Here is a 17,581-nt window from a genome sequence, read left to right as displayed (position 1 = left end):
TGCTCCTTAATGTTCAATATCAACCCATCGATAACCTACTCCGTATACAGTTTTTAAATGATGATCGATAGGGAAATTTACTTTTCGTAATTTATCACGCAAATTACGAATATGTGAATCGACTGTCCTATCTTCTGTATTTGTATTTAAGCCCCAAATCCGTTCAATGAGCTGATCACGACTTAATACGTAATTCACATGGCGTAAAAATAATCCGAGTAAAGAGAATTCGATTGGAGTGAGAAAAAGTTCTTCATTATGTACAGAAGCGAAATGCTTTGCCTCATCCCATAAAATGCCGTGATATTGGATTTGCCCGTGTTGATTTGTGCGCCGTAAAACAGCTTCAATTCTTGCGAAAAGCTCCTCTTCATGGAAAGGCTTCGTCACGTAATCATCTGCTCCGAGTTTTAATCCTTGAACGACATCTACTGTTTGATCACGAGCAGTTACCATAATGATAGGAACGTTACTAAATGAACGAATTCTTTTGCACGTTTCCCACCCGTCCATCTTTGGCATCATAATATCGAGTAAAATAAATTTGAAATTCCGATTTTCTATATGTAAAATAGCTTCTTCTCCGGATGCCGCACATACGCAGTTATATCCGATTGGAGTAAGATAAAGCGTTAATAATTCAAGCATTCTCGGTTCATCGTCTACGAGTAGTATATCGATCATAGAGAGCCCTCCGTATTTGTAGTTATTACTTAAATTGTAAGTCAAAATCATGAAGAAATGGTGCAGATTATAATGCATCTGCATAATTTCTTCAGAATTGCTTGTTATCGTAAAGTTGAAATTCCATTTTAAGTAATAATATTGGCTCGAAAACGATGAAGCGGAGGCGATATAGTGAAGAAAAAGAACCGAATCCTTGGGATAACAATAATTGCGGTAGCCGGTCTTGCGGCGTGTGGGCAAACGAACACAGATCATAAAAATCATGAATCTACAAAAGAGAAGAAAACAGAGCAAAAGGAAATGAAAATGAATCAAGAGGTGACTGCGCTGAAAGAAATGAATAAAGGAGCATCGAATGATTTATTAACGACAAGTTTAAAAAATGTAACGAGATTAAATACAAATGATCCTCTGCAAATGGCAGTATTAACTTCGCAAACAATATGGCCAGCAACTCATAAAGAGAATCAGCCAGGTGCGGTTATTTTAGTGCCGGTGAACGAGTGGCAATTAGGTATTGCAAGTGCGGATCTTATTCATCATCCGAATAATGGGCCGATTTTATTTATAGAAAAAGAAGCGGTGCCGGAAATGACGTTAAAAGAAATAAAACGATTAAATCCTCGCGGAACGAAAAATGGAACGCAAATTATGGTGATGGGGGATATAGGTGCATCTAGCCTAGAGCAATTAAAAGACTATAAAGTAAAGCAAATAAAAGAAACGGATCCAGCTAAATTTGCTAAAGATGTTGATAAAGAGTATGCCGATATAACAGGAGATTATCCAAATAGCGTTATTATCGGTTCGTCTGAAGATGAAGGGCGCTTATATACAACACCAGCTGTAAATTGGATTTCTCATATGCCAGAACCTCTTCTATATGTAGAAAAAGAAACGGTACCAGAAGCGACAATCGAGGCGCTAAAAATGAGAAAAGATAAAGCGAATATATATGTATTAGGACCAGAAAAAATCATTTCGAAAGAAGTAGAAAAAGAGTTAAGTAAATACGGAAAAGTAACACGTATTAGTGGAGAGACTCCAACAGAAAATTCGATTGCGTTTGCGAAATTTAAAGATGAAAAAACGAAATTTGGCTGGGGATTTACAAAACCAGGTCACGGTTTGTCATTTGTTTCAAGCAAAACACCAGACTTAGCAATTGCGGGAGCACCGTTTTCACATATGGGTAAACATGCTCCGGTATTATTTTTAGAAGAAGGTAAGGCTTCACAACCTGTATATGATTTTCTTGCTACTATTCAGCCGAAGTTCAAGGATGATCCAACACTTGGTCCGTATAACCATGGTTTCCTGTTAGGAAACATTAGTGATATTTCATTTGAAACGCAAGGTATATTGGATGAGAGGTTAGAGATTGTTCAAGAAAATGGTGAGGGACACGGTGGACATTAAATAAGAAAAGACGCTACGGAGGTAGCGTCTTTTTTATTCGGCTTCATCTACGCGATAGCTTATAACGACATAAGCGTACGTATGTTGTTTCCTATTATCCGGACTTTCATTAGAAGGAGGGGAAGGATCTACAGTTTCTTGTGATGTTTTCAAGCCTTTCATCAGATTATCGCATGTTTCTCTCCACTCTTCTTCGGTTTGATTATCATATACAGTACTTATAAGAGCAGGTTCATCATGATCCCCTTCTTTCATATTTAAATGAATTTTTTTCAAACCAGTCTCAATAATATGACGTGTATGATTTATAATTTCATCACTATGTTCTTTTTGGAGCTGATCGGATAAAGTATACGCAGTCTGTTTCGCTTTATAGTATTTTTCAGTTAAATTACCAATTGCTTTTGTGTCTACAACTTCTAATATTCCAGATTCCTCTAATTTTTTGACATGATAGTAAAGGCGTGATTGTTTTTCATTTAGTTTTTCAGCTAGTTCTTTCACAGTAATAGGTTCTTTAGCGGCATAGTGTAAAATCTTTTGACGTTTAGGATCACAAATTAATTTATATAGGGCGAGTTCATTTATATCCATAAAGAAAGCTCCTTCAATGTGAAAATTTGTTTGATTATTTAAATAATAACATGTTTCTTGTTATTACATAACGATGAAGGAGAAAAGAGTACAATTATGAAAGGGCCTTTTCATGAATTTTTGTCTCTATAGATACGTTACGGATGTGAGGGTTTTTTAAGGCGATTCCAGATCCTATAAAGAAAAATAAGCTTCCTAATAGAATAAGTAGTGTAACTCCATACATATCTGCCAGCCATCCACTAAATAGCATTGTAAACGGCATTGTAGAAGTGATTATAGTATTTGCTAGACCATCAATCCTACCGCGATAACTTTGCTCTACAAGAAGTACAGTGATGGTTTCATCAATAATCGAAAATAAAGTAAGAGAAAATGAAAGAGTGAGCATACAAAGTATTACGGTCCAAATGGAAAGAGAGAAGGCGAGCCCGACCATTGCAAATGCCGATAAGAAAATGCTTCCACTTAAAAGTAATCCTTTTTGGAATTTCTTCCCGATATATCCTGCAGCAAATCCACTAATAATGCCACCAATCATATAGCTCATATTTATAATTCCTAAGCTTTCGGGCCCACCTGTAATTTTATAAGCGAGAGCAGGGAAGACGGGATTTAGTAAACCAGCGCCAATATTGACGATAAATGCAATGAAAATGAGTCCTTTAATGTACGGATATATTTGGATGTAATGCCAACCATCTTTCATATCTTGGATCCAAGTTGTTTTTTCTTTAGAAATAGTTTGTGATGAGATTGGATGTGCTGGGATCTTTGCTAATAGGACACAAATTGCGACAAATAGGAATGTACAAGCATTAAGAATAATCGAAAATGTAGCACCGAGCCAAACGACCATAAAACCGGCGAGGCCATTACCTATAAGACGAGAGAGCTGGTTAACGGCCATAAATTGTCCATAATATTTAGCATAGTTTTCTTTTCCAACAATTTCGGGTAAAACAGATGCTTCAGTCGGGCCTAAAAAGGTTGTTAAAACGTTTAATAAAAAAGTAGAGAGTATCGCGATGTAGAGTGAAATGTGATGAGTGGATAAGTATATTGATAGTATAAGAAGAACGACAGCACAAGAGGCGATATGGGTAAAAAATAGTATAGCTTTTCGATTGTATCGATCTGCAAATACACCAGCAATTGGTGAAACAATCATTTGAGCAGTAATCATAGCGATAATAACAAATGCGGATTCAAGTGATGATTTATTTGCTGTAAATACAATCCACATAATAGTCATGGAATAAAACGCACTTCCAATACTAGAAACAGCATTACCAAGCCAGAGTAATAAAAATGATTTGTTTTTGTAAATCGGTACTTCTTTCTTGCTCAGAGGAGTTTGCATATAAAATGACATCCTTCCATTAAAATATATTTAACCGTTAAAATAAATTTTAATGGAGTTTGACGATAAAATCAATAAAATTCTGAAAAATCAATCATATGTTAAGTTGTTATTTAGAACCGGGTAAACTTTTACATAGCAAAAAATCTTTTACTCGTTATATAATAGCCTTCGTGCAGTCTCTTATAGAGAAAATCAAAGAATTAAAGAGTAGAGGAGTATATGGCAAAGATTCACGTGAAACATTTGTATATTGAAAATAAGAAAATATACGAAATTCACGGCCAACTATTCTTCGCATCTACGACAGATTTTATAAATGCATTTTCATACAATGAAGATGTGAAGGAAATTGAAATGAACTTTACTTATGCGCACGTATGGGATGATTCAGCAGTAGCAACAATTGATAAAGTTATAATGAAGTATGAACAAAGTGGTGTAAAAGTAAGGATCACAGGGTTAAATGAACGTAGCTCGAAGATTGTTTCAAATTTAGCTACGTATAATAAGATAATTGCTAGTTAGAAGCCTCCTTTTTAGGAGGCTTTATTATATAATACGAGTAGGATAACGAAAAGGGGATTCAGCATATGTACAAACAAATTATATTAGCATGTGACGGTTCTGAGCATGCACTTCGGGCAGCCGAGCATGCAACATATATTGCGAAATTTAACGAAGAAACAAATGTTGAAGTTGTGTACGTAGTAGATAATAGAACGGCAAAATCAGATATTGTACAAGGACAAACGGATTTAGAAACAATATCAGCTAGTCGAAAAGATAAATTAAAAGAGATTGAGGCGTTATTAAAGAAAGAGAATATCGCCTACAAAATTACGATTCTACATGGCGATCCTGGAGATACGATTGTTCAATATGTAAATACAGGAGATATTGACCTTGTTGTTGTAGGAAGTAGAGGGTTAAATACACTGCAAGAGATGGTGCTTGGTAGTGTAAGTCATAAAATAGCAAAGCGTGTGAAATGCCCGGTGATGATTATAAAATAAATTGATTGAAATATTTTTAAGTGTAAGCAAGACCTTGATATGATTCGAGGTCTTTTTTTGATGTATTAAGGGGGAGAATGTGGACATACTAGATATATAAGTTTCAAAAAATGTTAACTTACAAAATTGTAAGTTAGTTGTCAGAGAAATCGATGTTATGAAAATTATTCCATTGGTAAAATAAGAGTATCAAAGGGGAGATAGGGAGGATGAAAAAGATGAAAGCATTCCAAAATTTATCATATAGCCAAGGTGTGGGTCTTATTTGTTTAGGTGGATTTGCTGGATCTGTTACGTTAGCTATTTTAATAAAGATGTTTCAGCAAATATTTTAATCGTATTGTATAAGTAGAAAGGAAATGGTTATTATAAACTACAAAATTTACACTTTAGAGATAAATAAAAAATAGCTCCTAGCGAAAAAAGTATAGGCTAGGAGCTATTTTTTATTTTATTTCTCTGTTTCTGCTTTATCGCTTGTTACTGCAACGTCTTTCCATGTTAATTTTGCACCAGGAGCAACATCATAATTTTTCACACGATTGTTTACGCCTGTTAATTCAAATTGATAGTGAAGTGGAATCATTGGTGCCTCATCATGTATTAATTTTTGCCATTTATCGTATACTTCTTTACGGTACTTTTCATCACCAGATTTTTCTGATAAACCTTCGTTCAATAATTTAGTATTTTCATCGTTTACCCAGCGGCCGTAGTTGAAGCTTGCATCTTTTGCCCAAAGGCCAGATAAGTCAGGGTCAGAACCAGTACCCCAAGCACCACCGAAGATATCAACCTTTGGATCATCTTTCTTAACCATATCGTAGAATGAGTTGAATTCATGTAGACGACCATCAACAAGTTCTACTTTTAAGCCGACATCTTTCCAAGATTGAATAAAGAATTTTGCAAGTGGCTCACTTGTATCGCTACCACTACTAGCTAAGTAATTAATTTTGAATTCTTGACCTTTTGGATCTTCTCGGAATCCATCGCCATTTTTATCTTTATAGCCAGCTTCATCTAATAATTTCTTCGCTTTTTCCACATCGAAGTTGTATGCACCAGCATTGTTGTTGTGATATTTTGGCATAGATGGCGGAATTGGTGAGTTAGCAGGGAAGCGAAGTCCATGATATACTTTCTGTCCAAGCTCTTCACGATTTACTGCATATGCCATTGCTTGACGTAGACGAACGTCTTTAAATTTATCTTTATCCATTACAGCTTCTTTCTTATCTTTGTCCATATGTCCAAATTTAAATCCAATATAGCTATAATATAAATCAGTGACACCAATTAATTGTGTATTCTTTAGTTTGCTCACATTTGGATATTGATCTGCAGTAACTTTTGCGATATCAATATCACCTTTTTTCAGTGAGGCATTTACGATTGCTGGGTTTACTACTTTTAAAGTTACATTTTTTAATTTAGGTTTACCGCCCCAGTAGTCATCGAAGCGTTCAAATTCAACTGATTCACCAGGAACAATTTTCTTCACTTTAAATGGTCCGAATCCAATTGGATTTTTACGAACTTTATCTGATTCAGCTAATTTTTCAATTGGTACATCGCCTAAATATTTTTTAGAGGTAGGATATGTCCAAATACCAGTTTTTAAAGATGGGTTAACAGTTTTATAAGTAATAGAGATCGTTTTTGGATCAACAACTTTAATACCTGAAATTTTATCGGCTTTTCCAGTGTGGTATTCTTCCATTCCTTCAATCATTTGCATTTGTGTGTCGTAACGAACTCCAGTGTATTTATCATTACCAATAATTAAGTAAGAAAACTCTAAATCTTCAGCTGTCACAGGGTTACCATCGTGCCATTTTACATTATCTTTAATTTTAATTGTAATTGTTTTTTTATCTTCAGAAATTGTGTAAGTCGCTGGTCCTTCATTATTAATTTCCCAGTTTTTATCTGTATATAATAAGCCTTCATCGAAGAAGTTAATAACTTCAGCATCGGGATTACCATCATATACAACTCTACTTAAAACACCTGCGAATGGTGTATTTGAAACAAGAGCGTATGTTAATGATCCGTCTTGAATTTCTTTCTTATCGTTTTTAACAGCAGCATTAAATTTTTGCGTATCTACTTGTTTGTTACTGCTAGTAGTACTAGTCTTTTTACTTCCACTATCGGCACCCCCACATGCAGATAGTAATAATGTTGAAGCAGCAAGTGTACTTAATACTTTGTACAATTTTGGTTTGTTCATAACTTCTCCACCCCTTATCCTTTTCTTTGTCTTGCATCAGCCGAACGTTTTAACGCTTGACCAATAAAATTTATACACAGCATCAACACTAAAATCATGATTGATGCAGGTAACCAAATCCACCATTTTTCTTGCAAAACATCTGGGTTTGTTGCATAACTTACGAGTGTACCAAGGCTAGGTGTACTTTCTGGTAGACCGAATCCTAAGTAAGTTAAACCAGATTCAATACCGATGTTCCCTGCAAGGTTTAATGTAACGCTTACGATAATAATGGAACTTAAGTTAGGTAACACTTGGAAAAGGATGATCTTCCAGTTAGGTGTGCCTAAAGTTTTAGATGCAGCAACATAATCGAGCTCTTTTTCAGTTAATACTTTTGAGCGAATTAATCTTGCTTTTCCTGTCCATAAGAAAGCAGTCATAATTAGAATAAATGTCATAATATTAAAGGTAGGTACAAGTGTGATAAATACGATAATAAGCATTAACGTTGGTAGTACTATTATGAAGTCAATGAATCGCATAATAGCATTATCAACTTTTCCTCCGAAATAGCCTGCAATTAATCCGACAGAAAGACCAATTAAACAAGAAAGGATTGTTATTGCCAGTCCGATAGTAAATGAGTTTCGTGTACCAATGATAAGTTGTCCAAAAATATCACGGCCTCCATAATCAGTACCCAACCAATGTTCAGCAGAGGGAGGTGCGTAGATGGAAAACAAATCCACGCGTACAATATCTTCTTGCTTCATAATAAAAGATGTTACATAGACTGCTAATAGTAATATTGCTAGAAAGACTAGTGAAAACATTGCTAATTTATCTTTACGAAATTCGCGCCACATAATGGAGAAACCAGAGGGGCTTTTCTCGTAATGAATGACTTCAGTTTGCTTTTCAGGATTTGCTAACATGATTTTTTCCTCCTTCCCATTAATCGATTCGAATACGTGGATCAACGATGCTTAAAATGATATCGGAAAGAAGTGTTCCGAGTAACGTTGCGAATCCAGTAAATAAAACAATTGCAGTTACTACACTAAAGTCACGCTGTCCCATAGATTGGATGAATAATTGTCCAATTCCTGGATAACTAAAAATATTTTCTAAGAAGAGTGCCCCAGTAACTAAACCTGTAATTTCATAACCTAAAAAGGCTGCAATTGGTAAAAAGGAATTTCGTAAAATATGTCGCGAATAAACTTTAGATTCAGGAACACCTTTCGCTCGGACTGTTCGTACAAAGTCTTTATGTTTTGTATCAATAATTTCACTACGTAAATATTGCACAGTACCGACAGTGGCAATTAAAGCTCCTGATAAAGCTGGTAATAGAATGTGATTGAACTTACTCATATAATAAGCTAATGTACCTGTTTCAACTTGTGGATCTACGCTACCACCAGTTGGGAAAATTGGAAACTGGAATCCGAAAAGGAAGAGCATAATTAATCCGAAAATAAAGAGCGGTGTAGCAAATCCTAAATAGTTATAGAGTGTAATGAGTCGATCGCCCCAAGTATCGTTCCAACGGCCGCTTATTACTCCAAGCGGAATGGCAATAATATAAGTGAGAATAAGAATAACAATTGCTAATAAAATCGTATTTCCGAGACGTTCACCAATTAAATCAGTTACTTGCATTTTATGAGCATAGGAAACACCGAAGTCACCTTGCACAGCGTTTTTAATCCACCGTACATATTGCGTTGTTACAGGATCGTTTAATCCTAGCTTTTCACGTTGTTCTTCAAGGACTTTTGGATCTGATTTCGGATTTGCCATCTCTGCTCCAGTTAATGCATCACCTGGCATTGCTTTAGCTAGTAGAAAGACGAGCACGCTTAATATGAATAATTGCGGAATCATAATTAAGATTCGGCGTAATATAAATTTCCACATGTTTTATCACTCCCTTATGGTAATGCCACCCGGTGCGTTGGCGAGATTGGTTTTAAATCATAAGCACGACCATTTTCATTGAAATAATTTTCGTATGATTTCTCGTACTCAGAACTTACTTGCTGACGTAATTTACGTTGCTGTTCTCGGTTTTCAGGACGAATATCAGGAATTGCTGATATTAATCGCTTCGTATAAATATGTTGTGGATTATTATAAATTTCTGCACTAGTTGCTTCTTCTACGATACGCCCGCGGTACATAACACCGATACGGTCACACATATGACGAATTACGCCCAAATCGTGACTAATAAATAAATATGTTAATCCTAGTTCAGCTTGTAAATCTTGCAAGAAGTTTAATACTTGAGCCTGTACGGAAACGTCAAGTGCAGATACAGGTTCGTCAGCAATAATAAGCTTCGGTTTTAATGTAAGTGCACGTGCAATACCAATTCGCTGTCTTTGTCCACCGGAAAATTCATGTGGATATTTATAAATAGACTCTGGGTTTAATCCAACTATACTAAGATACTCTTGAACGGTTCTACGTTCTTCATCAGGTGAGAGCTTCTCAAAATTTCGAAGAGGCTCGGCAATAATATCGAGAACACGTTTCTTCGGATTTAACGATGAATATGGATCTTGGAAAATCATTTGGATATCTTTTCGTTGTTCACGTAGCTCAGAGCGACTTAATTTTGTTAAATCTTTATTATTAAAGTGAATGCTACCGCCTGTCGCTTTTGTTAAATGCATAATTGCTTTACCGGTTGTTGATTTACCACTACCAGATTCACCAACAATTCCGTATGTTTCACCAGGTTGTAATTCAAAACTTACACCATCGACAGCACGTACGTAATCTAATGTGCGTCCGAAGAAACCACCTTTAATTGGGAAATGTACTTTTAAATCGTCTACTTTAAGCAGTGCCATGAGTTACGTCATCTCCTTTCTTATCTTGGAAGTTGAAATGTTTATAACAAGTACAACGTACCCAATGGTCTTGTTTTACTTCATGTAAAACTGGATTTTCTTCATGTTGGTCTGGTCTAACCCACGGGACTCTGGCCTGGAAGCGACAACCTGTGCGAGGCATCTTCGCTAACGAAGGAACAACCCCTTGAATCACGTGTAATTTTTCTTTTTCAGCATACGCAGATGGGATTGAGTTTAATAAGGAACGAGTATATGGATGAAGAGGGTTATTAAAAATTTCTTCAACCGTTCCTGTTTCTACAACTTGTCCAGCGTACATAACGACGATGCGATCAGCTGTTTCTGCAACAACACTTAAGTCATGTGTAATTAAAATGATACCCATTTTGGTTTGTTCTTGAATGGATTTTAGTAGGTCTAGTATTTGAGCTTGAATTGTTACATCTAGAGCGGTTGTAGGCTCATCAGCAATAATGAGTCCTGGGTTACAAGCAATTGCAATTGCGATAACAATTCTTTGTCTCATTCCGCCAGATAATTCGTGTGGGTATTGTTTATATGTAAGTTCTGGTTTTGGAATACCAACTTGATGGAGTAGTTCTAAGGTGCGTTCTTTCTTTTCTGCTTTTGAAAGGCTTGTGTGGTAGTCTAAGTTTTCTTCGATTTGTTTTCCAACTGTCATAAGAGGATCTAGAGCTGTAAGAGGCTCCTGGAAAATCATACCGATGTTTGATCCGCGTACTTTATTCATTTCTGCGGTCGACATAGTTAGTAAATCCTTATCTCTATAGTAAAGTTGCCCTTGTAATTTTGTATTTGCTTCATTATGCAGTCGCATAATGGAAAGGGCAAGTGCACTTTTTCCGCAACCTGATTCACCAACTATCGCGACAATTTCATTTTCATGGACAGTTAATGAAATGTTATCAACTGCTGCATGATATTGATCTTGTATGCGAAAGGAAGTCTGTAAGTTTTCAATGCGAAGAAGTGGATTCTTCATGGCTATCCCTCCATCTTTTTCTGAAAAGACTAAATATTTTGTATGTTGTTGTTATTTTAATATAAACTGACATTGTTTGACAAGAGTAAGTTGAAAAAATATTCAAAAATCTCTCTATACAGAGATTGAATGCTGTTATATAAGGAGTTGAAGTGTTTTGAAAGCGCTAACATGCAAAAGGGAGGAGAATAAATCTTTTGTAAGAAAAAAGTAGTATATGTAGAAAAAAGAGAGGAGTTCTGGAAGGAACGGTCTCTCTTTTTTTTGTAAGTATAATATTGATGTTTAAGCTTGTTTTGATTTTGCAGATCCTGTATTTAGAGTAAGAGCAAGGAAGAACATTGCAAGCACACAAGAAGCAAGTAGCAAAATGAAGCCGCCATCCCATCCGAATGCATCTACAATAAAGCCCATAGCTGCACTAGCAAAAGTAGCTCCGCCTAGGTAACCGAAGAAGCCAGTTAAACCAGCGGCAGTTCCAGCAGCTTTCTTTGGTGCTAAGTCAAGAGCGTGTAGGCCAATTAGCATAACAGGTCCGTAAATTAAAAATCCAATGGAAACAAGTGCGATACTATCAATGATTGGGTGACCAGCAGGGTTTAGCCAGTAAACGAGAACGGCAATGAATACACCGACCATAAATAAAATACCAGCGGGTGCGCGGCGCCCTTTAAATAGTTTATCACTCATCCATCCGCAAAGAAGTGTACCTGGAATACCAGCCCATTCATATAGAGCGTAAGCTGTACGTGAGCTACTATGAGTAAAGCTTTTTTCCTCTACTAAATAAGTAGGAGCCCAGTCTACAACACCGTAACGAACAAAATAAACAAAAACGTTAGCGATAGCGATGTACCATAAAAATTTATTATTTAATACGTATGTAAATAAAATTTCCTTTACCGAAAGTTCGCGTTCGCGATCTTTTACTTTTTCATCTGATGGATATTCCCCAGTATGTTCCTCAATAGAAGGTAATCCGCAAGATTGGGGTGTATCTCTCATCGTAATTAATACATAAATCCCAACTAAAATTGAAAGAATACCTGGGAAGTAAAATATACTTTTCCAGTCATTTGCAAAGAAATATAAGCCTAATGTAACGAGAGAAGGCATAAGTGCGCCGCCGACATTATGAGCGACGTTCCAAATAGACATTTTTGTACCGCGTTCACTAATAGAGAACCAGTGAACCATCGTACGTCCACAAGGAGGCCACCCCATACCTTGTACCCATCCATTTAAAAACTGAAGTACAAACATGAGCATAATACTCGTTGTAATGAAAGAAAATGAACCAAAAATAATATTAATGATACCTGATAAAAATAGCCCAGCTGCTAAGAAATAGCGAGGGTTACAACGATCGGATACGATACCCATAAGAAATTTACTTAATCCGTAAGAGATAGATACCGCTGAAAGGATAACACCGAGTTCTCCTTTACTAAAACCTTGCTCGATAAGATATGGCATTGCCAGTGAAAAATTCTTTCGAACAAAGTAATAACCTGCATAACCTATGAAGATGCCTAGAAATACTTGTAAGCGAAGCTTGCGGTATTCGCTGTCAATGCGATCAGCTGGTAGGCGCTCTGCATGGGGGGCAGGTTTAAATAATTGTGTTAAAAACATAAACTGAAAATCCTCCTCTGATTAATTGGAAGTGTTTTAAGACAGTGAGAATATAAAAAGGCCATGAAATATAAAAAAGTTTCCTTTTTTATGATTCATAGCCGTATACTCTGATTCTCCGTGACTGTCAATATTAACTTCGACAAAAATTATACAACTTTGTGACAAAATTGTAAACGTTTTTATGAATAAAGGTGTTGACGGATTTTGTTTGCGGGATTAATATTTAAATACGTTAAATATTTTATTGTTTAAATAAGAGGTGGATAACATGCCAAATGATATGACTCATATTGATAAAATTCAAGCTCTTACATTTGCTATAGGAAAGAAAATGCAAACAGAGCTACTGGAACAAATGCAAGCATCAGGACTTACACCACCACAGTTTTATATCTTGAAGATTTTAGATCATTACGGAGCCTCAAGAGCGACACAATTAGCGGAGAAAATGTACGTAAAGCCAAGCGCGATTACAGTAATGATTGATCGTTTAATTGATCATGGTTTAGTAGAGCGCTATCACGACAATAATGATCGCCGCGTTGTTGTCATTGAGCTAACGAAAAAGGGGAAAGCTACAGTAGAAGAGGCTATGGCGGCTCGTAATGAGCATATCGCAAAGTACTTCTCACAATTAGAATTGCAAGAACGAGAAGATTTGTTACGCCTCTTTGAAAAGCTAGAAACAATTATTTGCGGGTCACGAGAGAAAAAAGAGAAAAACTAAGAGGAATTGAGGAGATTACATGGAGCAACAAGAAAATCAAAATAGAAAGTTGTTGTTAATCGGTTTAGTAATCGCGATGCTATTTGCTGCGTTAGACGGAACAATCGTTGGTACAGCAATGCCGCGTATCGTTGGTGAACTTGGCGGATTAAGCTTAATGACATGGCTAACAACAGCTTATATGTTAACATCAACGACAGTCGTACCAATTGCAGGTAAATTAGCGGACTTACTTGGGCGTCGTAACGTATATATAACAGGGCTAGTTATTTTCATGATTGGTTCAGCGTTATGTGGTATGGCAAATGGTATGACAGAATTAATTATTTTCCGTGGTATTCAAGGTCTTGGTGGCGGTATTATGATGCCAATGGCTATGATTATTATCGGAGATATGTTCACGGGAAAAGAACGTGCTAAATGGCAAGGTATTTTTGGAGCTCTATACGGCCTTGCTTCTGTAATTGGACCACAAGTTGGTGGTTGGATTGTAGACGCAGTGAACTGGAGATGGGTGTTCTACATTAACTTACCGGTTGGTATTTTAGCGACAATCTTTATCGCAATGGGATTAAAATCACATAAACAAACGGGACCAATTAAAATTGATATCGCTGGAATCTTTACGATGATTCTCGGTGTTGTAAGTTTATTACTTGCGTTAACGTTTGGCGGGAAAGATTACGCATGGGATTCTTGGCAAATTATCGGGTTATTTGCATTAGCTCTAATTGGTATCGTTAGCTTTGTTATCGTTGAAACAAAAGCAGAAGAACCAATTTTACCGATGCATTTCTTTAAAAATCGCACATTTACAATATTGAATGCGATTGGATTCTTTATGAGTATCGGAATGTTTGGCGCTATTATGTTCGTACCGTTCTTCATGCAAGGAATTGTAGGCGTTAGTGCTGCTGAATCAGGAACTATTATGACACCGATGATGATTACAATGATCGTTATGAGTATTATCGGTGGTCAACTTGTATTAAAAGTTGGTGTGAAACCACAAATTATTACAGGAATGCTTGTTATGGCTGGTGGATTCTGGTTATTAACAACGATGGATATGCACACAACTAAGCTTACCGCTACTTCTTATATGATGGTTATCGGTTTAGGAATGGGTCTTGTTATGCCAACACTGACATTGGCGTTACAAGAAAGCTTCCCGAAAAAAGATCTTGGTGTAGTAACATCATCAAGTCAGTTCTTCCGTCAAATCGGGGGGACATTCGGTATTACAATTTTAGGATCAATTATGAATAACACTTCAGGTACAACATTAACAAATAAATTAGTACCTGTATTAGATACGTTCCCTAAAGAAGCGGGACAAATGGTAACAAAATTTAAAGATATGATTCATACAGACCCACAAGGCTTATATTCGATGCTCTTTAATCCAGAAGCATTAAAACAAATGCCAGAAGCATTTTCTAATAGCATCGTACCAATTTTGAAAAGTTCTTTAGTAGACTCACTTCATACTGTATTCTTAACAGGATTAGTATTTATCGTAGTAGGTGCCATCTTCACGATTTTCTTACAGAAGATTAAACTGTCTGATCGTAAAAAAGGTGCTGAAGAGCCTGCTGTAGAAGAGAAAGAACGAACTGCATCATATTCGTAATGAAAAAGCATCGCCTTATGGCGGTGCTTTTTTGAGTATAACCTTAAAAGCTTTTTAGTGAGAAATGATTGACGTATTTTTATAAATACGTTATATTATTTTCTGTAAACGGTTACATGAAATGAGGAGAAAAGAGAATGAGTACGATTAAAGACGTTGCAAAATTGGCAGGGGTATCTGTTGCGACCGTTTCCAGAGTGTTAAATAAAAATGGATATGTTCATGAGGATACATTAAAGAAAGTAGAGCGAGCAATTGAAATGCTAGATTATAAGCCTAGTACAGTAGCACGTTCTTTATATAATAAAAAATCTCGTTTAATTGGCCTAGTTGTTCCAAATATCGTGAATCCATTCTTTCCAGAAGTTGCACGTGCCGTAGAAGATGTAGCACATAAGCAAGGTTACACAGTTGTCCTTTGTAATTCTGATGAAAGTTTAGAAAAAGAGAAACAATATATCGATGTACTTAGACAAAATAATGTGGATGGGTTTATTGTAGCAACGAATCCGCAAAATAGTGTTAATTACATGAATTTGTCTGTTCCAGTCGTTGCAATTGACCGTATGTTTAATGAGCGCATTCCTACTGTATATGCAGACAACTACGCAGGGAGTCAGGCTGCGACAAAGTTATTAATAGATAAAGGATGTAAACATATTGCACATATTCGCGGACCACGCGATGTGAGTACAGCTAATGAACGTTTTGAAGGTTTTGTAGACGTTATTACGCAAAATAATCTTTCTTATATGATTGCAGAGAGTACATTCGATCCAGCTAATAGTGAACGGGTAGCGATGGAATTATTAGAAGAATATCCGCATATTGATGGAATTGTTGCTGGGAATGATTTAATTGCAATTGGTATCGTAAAGGCTGCACTTCAAAAGGGGATTTCTATTCCAGACGATTTACAAATTATCGGATTCGATGGGATTTCTTTAACAGAAATGATGTATCCATCTATTACGACTGTTGCCCAACCAATTTATGAAATGGGGAAAATGGCAACAGAGTTGTTGTTAGAGCAGATGGAAGGAAATGCGTTAGAAGAGAAACACTATCGTTTACCGATTGGAATTATAGAACGAAATACAACAAAGTAAGGAGATGAAACAAATGCCAAATATTGCAGTAGTAGGTAGTATCTCAATGGACTTAGTGGCTGTTTCAAAAATACGTCCGAAAGCAGGAGAAACAGTAATTGGTGAAGCGTTTCATACTATCCCAGGAGGAAAAGGGGCTAACCAAGCAGTTGCTGCAGCTAGATTAGGAGCAAATGTAGCAATGGTTGGTGCAGTAGGAAATGATGATTACGGAACAGTAGTTAGAAAAAATTTAGAGAACGAACGAGTTTTTATCGACTATGTGGTACCGGTTACAGATAGAACGACAGGAATCGCTCATATCGTTTTAGCAGAAGAGGATAACAGTATTGTGGTCGTACAAGGAGCAAATGCTCTTGTAGATGAGTCAATTGTAGATCGTTCAAAAGACCTTCTTGTCAAAGCTGATATGGTTGTTCTTCAACTAGAGATTCCACTTGAAACAGTAAAATACGTTCTGGCTATTTGTGAGGAGCATAAAATTCCAGTTATGTTGAATCCGGCTCCAGCACAAGTTTTATCAGAAGATATTTTAGAAAAAGCAACTTATATTACGCCGAATGAACATGAATGTCGCATCGTATTAAATGATTTCACATCACCAATTGAAGAGTTACTTGCGAAATATCCAAATAAGCTATTGATGACTGAAGGGTCTAACGGTGTTCGATTCCATAACGGAACGGAAGTTGTTCAAGTTCCAAGTATTGCTGTGGATGTAGTAGATACGACTGGAGCTGGTGATACATTTAACGGTGCGCTAGCGGTTGCGCTTTCTGAAGGAGAAACACTTCAAAAGGCTATTCGTTTTGCAAATATTGCAGGTGGTCTTTCTGTAACGAAACTTGGGGCACAGGGCGGTATGCCAACGAGAGCTAGAGTACGTGAAGTGCAGGTGATTGTCGGATGAAAAAGCATGGTGTATTAAATAGTGAAATCGCGGCAGTCCTTGCTACACTTGGGCATACAGATACGATTGTAATTGCTGATTGTGGGTTACCTATTCCAGATGGAGTAAAACGAATTGATTTAGCAGTCGAAATTGGAAAGCCTAGCTTTTTAGACGTATTACAAGTTGTTGCTGATGATATGGCAATTGAAAAAGTGACGTTAGCAGAAGAAGTCATTATGAATAATGCAGAGGTAAATAAAGAAGTTGAAATGCGATTAACAGAGCCAGCATTTGAATATGTGTCTCATAAGGAATTTAAAGAGCATACAAAGAGAGCGAAGGCGATTATTCGTACAGGAGAAGCAACGCCTTATGCGAATGTTATTTTACATGCAGGCGTGATTTTTTAATA

At 36.5% G+C, this 17,581-nt stretch carries 17 protein-coding genes and 1 pseudogene; 9 read left to right on the top strand and 9 right to left on the bottom strand.

Translation table 11 applies throughout. The features are described from left to right. Positions 1-6 precede the first annotated feature (6 nt). On the bottom strand, positions 7-684 hold the full coding sequence (locus ACTFQM_RS21790; protein ID WP_440036239.1) for a response regulator transcription factor: 678 nt from the start codon (positions 682-684) through the stop codon (positions 7-9). A 174-nt stretch (positions 685-858) separates the two neighbouring features. Between ACTFQM_RS21790 and ACTFQM_RS21785 the strand changes: the two genes are divergently transcribed. Further along, complete coding sequence (locus tag ACTFQM_RS21785; protein WP_440036237.1) at positions 859-2,106, top strand: cell wall-binding repeat-containing protein; 1,248 nt, start codon at positions 859-861, stop codon at positions 2,104-2,106. A gap of 33 nt (positions 2,107-2,139) precedes the next feature. Here the strand turns inward: ACTFQM_RS21785 and ACTFQM_RS21780 are convergent, their stop codons facing one another. Further along, positions 2,140-2,700, bottom strand: coding sequence for an ArsR/SmtB family transcription factor (locus ACTFQM_RS21780; protein ID WP_440036236.1), 561 nt, complete (start codon positions 2,698-2,700; stop codon positions 2,140-2,142). 94 nt (positions 2,701-2,794) lie between these two features. Continuing rightward, positions 2,795-4,063 (bottom strand): MFS transporter, encoded by a 1,269-nt coding sequence (locus ACTFQM_RS21775; RefSeq protein ID WP_440036235.1) that lies wholly within the window; start codon positions 4,061-4,063, stop codon positions 2,795-2,797. 222 nt (positions 4,064-4,285) lie between these two features. On the opposite strand from ACTFQM_RS21775, the pseudogene ACTFQM_RS21770 reads away from it, so the two are divergent. From ACTFQM_RS21770 to ACTFQM_RS21760, 3 genes and pseudogenes are all read left to right on the top strand, one after another. Next, positions 4,286-4,591: pseudogene (locus ACTFQM_RS21770) on the top strand (STAS domain-containing protein); the annotation flags it as partial. A gap of 65 nt (positions 4,592-4,656) precedes the next feature. Further along, positions 4,657-5,079: a universal stress protein gene (locus ACTFQM_RS21765; RefSeq protein ID WP_400530923.1), complete on the top strand. Its 423-nt coding sequence runs from the start codon at positions 4,657-4,659 to the stop codon at positions 5,077-5,079. 209 nt (positions 5,080-5,288) lie between these two features. After that, entirely contained in the window at positions 5,289-5,414 is a 126-nt protein-coding gene (locus ACTFQM_RS21760) for a DUF4027 family protein (protein ID WP_440036234.1), read from the top strand. Positions 5,415-5,530: 116 nt separating this feature from the next. On the opposite strand, the gene opp4A is transcribed toward ACTFQM_RS21760, so the two are convergent. The 6 genes from opp4A to glpT form a co-directional block, all read right to left on the bottom strand. Continuing rightward, positions 5,531-7,315 carry an oligopeptide ABC transporter substrate-binding protein gene (gene opp4A / locus ACTFQM_RS21755; protein ID WP_440036233.1) on the bottom strand — a complete coding sequence of 595 codons (1,785 nt, stop codon included), beginning with the start codon at positions 7,313-7,315 and terminating at the stop codon, positions 5,531-5,533. 14 nt (positions 7,316-7,329) lie between these two features. Continuing rightward, positions 7,330-8,235, bottom strand: a complete 906-nt coding sequence (locus tag ACTFQM_RS21750) for an ABC transporter permease (RefSeq protein WP_002174871.1) — start codon at positions 8,233-8,235, stop codon at positions 7,330-7,332. 19 nt (positions 8,236-8,254) lie between these two features. After that, entirely contained in the window at positions 8,255-9,223 is a 969-nt protein-coding gene (gene opp4B, locus ACTFQM_RS21745; protein WP_328061389.1) for an oligopeptide ABC transporter permease, read from the bottom strand. A gap of 14 nt (positions 9,224-9,237) precedes the next feature. Continuing rightward, the gene (locus tag ACTFQM_RS21740) at positions 9,238-10,164 is read right to left on the bottom strand and encodes an ABC transporter ATP-binding protein (RefSeq protein ID WP_440036231.1); all 927 of its coding nucleotides are present in this window, start codon (positions 10,162-10,164) and stop codon (positions 9,238-9,240) included. After that, a complete protein-coding gene (locus tag ACTFQM_RS21735; protein WP_440036230.1) occupies positions 10,151-11,170 on the bottom strand; it encodes an ABC transporter ATP-binding protein in 1,020 nt (339 codons plus the stop codon). Before ACTFQM_RS21735 ends, ACTFQM_RS21740 begins: the two co-directional genes overlap by 14 nt. Before the next feature lie 285 nt (positions 11,171-11,455). Next, positions 11,456-12,805 (bottom strand): glycerol-3-phosphate transporter, encoded by a 1,350-nt coding sequence (gene glpT / locus ACTFQM_RS21730; RefSeq protein ID WP_098473969.1) that lies wholly within the window; start codon positions 12,803-12,805, stop codon positions 11,456-11,458. A 271-nt stretch (positions 12,806-13,076) separates the two neighbouring features. Here glpT and ACTFQM_RS21725 point away from each other — a divergent pair, with 271 nt between their 5' ends. From ACTFQM_RS21725 to rbsD, 5 genes are all read left to right on the top strand, one after another. Beyond that, positions 13,077-13,535, top strand: a complete 459-nt coding sequence (locus ACTFQM_RS21725; RefSeq protein ID WP_440036229.1) for a MarR family winged helix-turn-helix transcriptional regulator — start codon at positions 13,077-13,079, stop codon at positions 13,533-13,535. A gap of 19 nt (positions 13,536-13,554) precedes the next feature. After that, positions 13,555-15,168 carry an MDR family MFS transporter gene (locus ACTFQM_RS21720; protein ID WP_440036228.1) on the top strand — a complete coding sequence of 538 codons (1,614 nt, stop codon included), beginning with the start codon at positions 13,555-13,557 and terminating at the stop codon, positions 15,166-15,168. 137 nt (positions 15,169-15,305) lie between these two features. Then, positions 15,306-16,277 carry a ribose operon transcriptional repressor RbsR gene (rbsR, locus tag ACTFQM_RS21715; RefSeq protein WP_440036226.1) on the top strand — a complete coding sequence of 324 codons (972 nt, stop codon included), beginning with the start codon at positions 15,306-15,308 and terminating at the stop codon, positions 16,275-16,277. A 13-nt stretch (positions 16,278-16,290) separates the two neighbouring features. Beyond that, complete coding sequence (gene rbsK, locus ACTFQM_RS21710) at positions 16,291-17,187, top strand: ribokinase (RefSeq protein WP_440036225.1); 897 nt, start codon at positions 16,291-16,293, stop codon at positions 17,185-17,187. Then, positions 17,184-17,579, top strand: coding sequence for a D-ribose pyranase (gene rbsD, locus ACTFQM_RS21705; RefSeq protein ID WP_098306293.1), 396 nt, complete (start codon positions 17,184-17,186; stop codon positions 17,577-17,579). Before rbsK ends, rbsD begins: the two co-directional genes overlap by 4 nt. Positions 17,580-17,581 lie beyond the last annotated feature (2 nt).

This window comes from Bacillus cereus group sp. MYBK30-2 (assembly GCF_051915945.1).
In the GTDB taxonomy this organism is placed as follows: domain Bacteria; phylum Bacillota; class Bacilli; order Bacillales; family Bacillaceae_G; genus Bacillus_A; species Bacillus_A paramycoides.
Note: the sequence above shows the minus strand (reverse complement) of the source record. Positions and strands in the feature narration are given on the sequence as shown.

Bases quoted from the DNA above. Each gene is read 5' to 3' on its own strand.
- rbsK (WP_440036225.1), top strand. From the start codon at position 16,291: ATGCCAAATATTGCAGTAGTAGGTAGTATCTCAATGGACTTAGTGGCT.
- rbsD (WP_098306293.1), top strand. From the start codon at position 17,184: ATGAAAAAGCATGGTGTATTAAATAGTGAAATCGCGGCAGTCCTTGCT.
- glpT (WP_098473969.1), bottom strand. From the start codon at position 12,805: ATGTTTTTAACACAATTATTTAAACCTGCCCCCCATGCAGAGCGCCTA.
- ACTFQM_RS21790 (WP_440036239.1), bottom strand. From the start codon at position 684: ATGATCGATATACTACTCGTAGACGATGAACCGAGAATGCTTGAATTA.
- ACTFQM_RS21735 (WP_440036230.1), bottom strand. From the start codon at position 11,170: ATGAAGAATCCACTTCTTCGCATTGAAAACTTACAGACTTCCTTTCGC.
- ACTFQM_RS21780 (WP_440036236.1), bottom strand. From the start codon at position 2,700: ATGGATATAAATGAACTCGCCCTATATAAATTAATTTGTGATCCTAAA.
- opp4A (WP_440036233.1), bottom strand. From the start codon at position 7,315: ATGAACAAACCAAAATTGTACAAAGTATTAAGTACACTTGCTGCTTCA.
- ACTFQM_RS21760 (WP_440036234.1), top strand. From the start codon at position 5,289: ATGAAAAAGATGAAAGCATTCCAAAATTTATCATATAGCCAAGGTGTG.
- ACTFQM_RS21775 (WP_440036235.1), bottom strand. From the start codon at position 4,063: ATGCAAACTCCTCTGAGCAAGAAAGAAGTACCGATTTACAAAAACAAA.
- ACTFQM_RS21720 (WP_440036228.1), top strand. From the start codon at position 13,555: ATGGAGCAACAAGAAAATCAAAATAGAAAGTTGTTGTTAATCGGTTTA.
- ACTFQM_RS21740 (WP_440036231.1), bottom strand. From the start codon at position 10,164: ATGGCACTGCTTAAAGTAGACGATTTAAAAGTACATTTCCCAATTAAA.
- ACTFQM_RS21750 (WP_002174871.1), bottom strand. From the start codon at position 8,235: ATGTTAGCAAATCCTGAAAAGCAAACTGAAGTCATTCATTACGAGAAA.
- ACTFQM_RS21725 (WP_440036229.1), top strand. From the start codon at position 13,077: ATGCCAAATGATATGACTCATATTGATAAAATTCAAGCTCTTACATTT.
- rbsR (WP_440036226.1), top strand. From the start codon at position 15,306: ATGAGTACGATTAAAGACGTTGCAAAATTGGCAGGGGTATCTGTTGCG.
- ACTFQM_RS21765 (WP_400530923.1), top strand. From the start codon at position 4,657: ATGTACAAACAAATTATATTAGCATGTGACGGTTCTGAGCATGCACTT.
- opp4B (WP_328061389.1), bottom strand. From the start codon at position 9,223: ATGTGGAAATTTATATTACGCCGAATCTTAATTATGATTCCGCAATTA.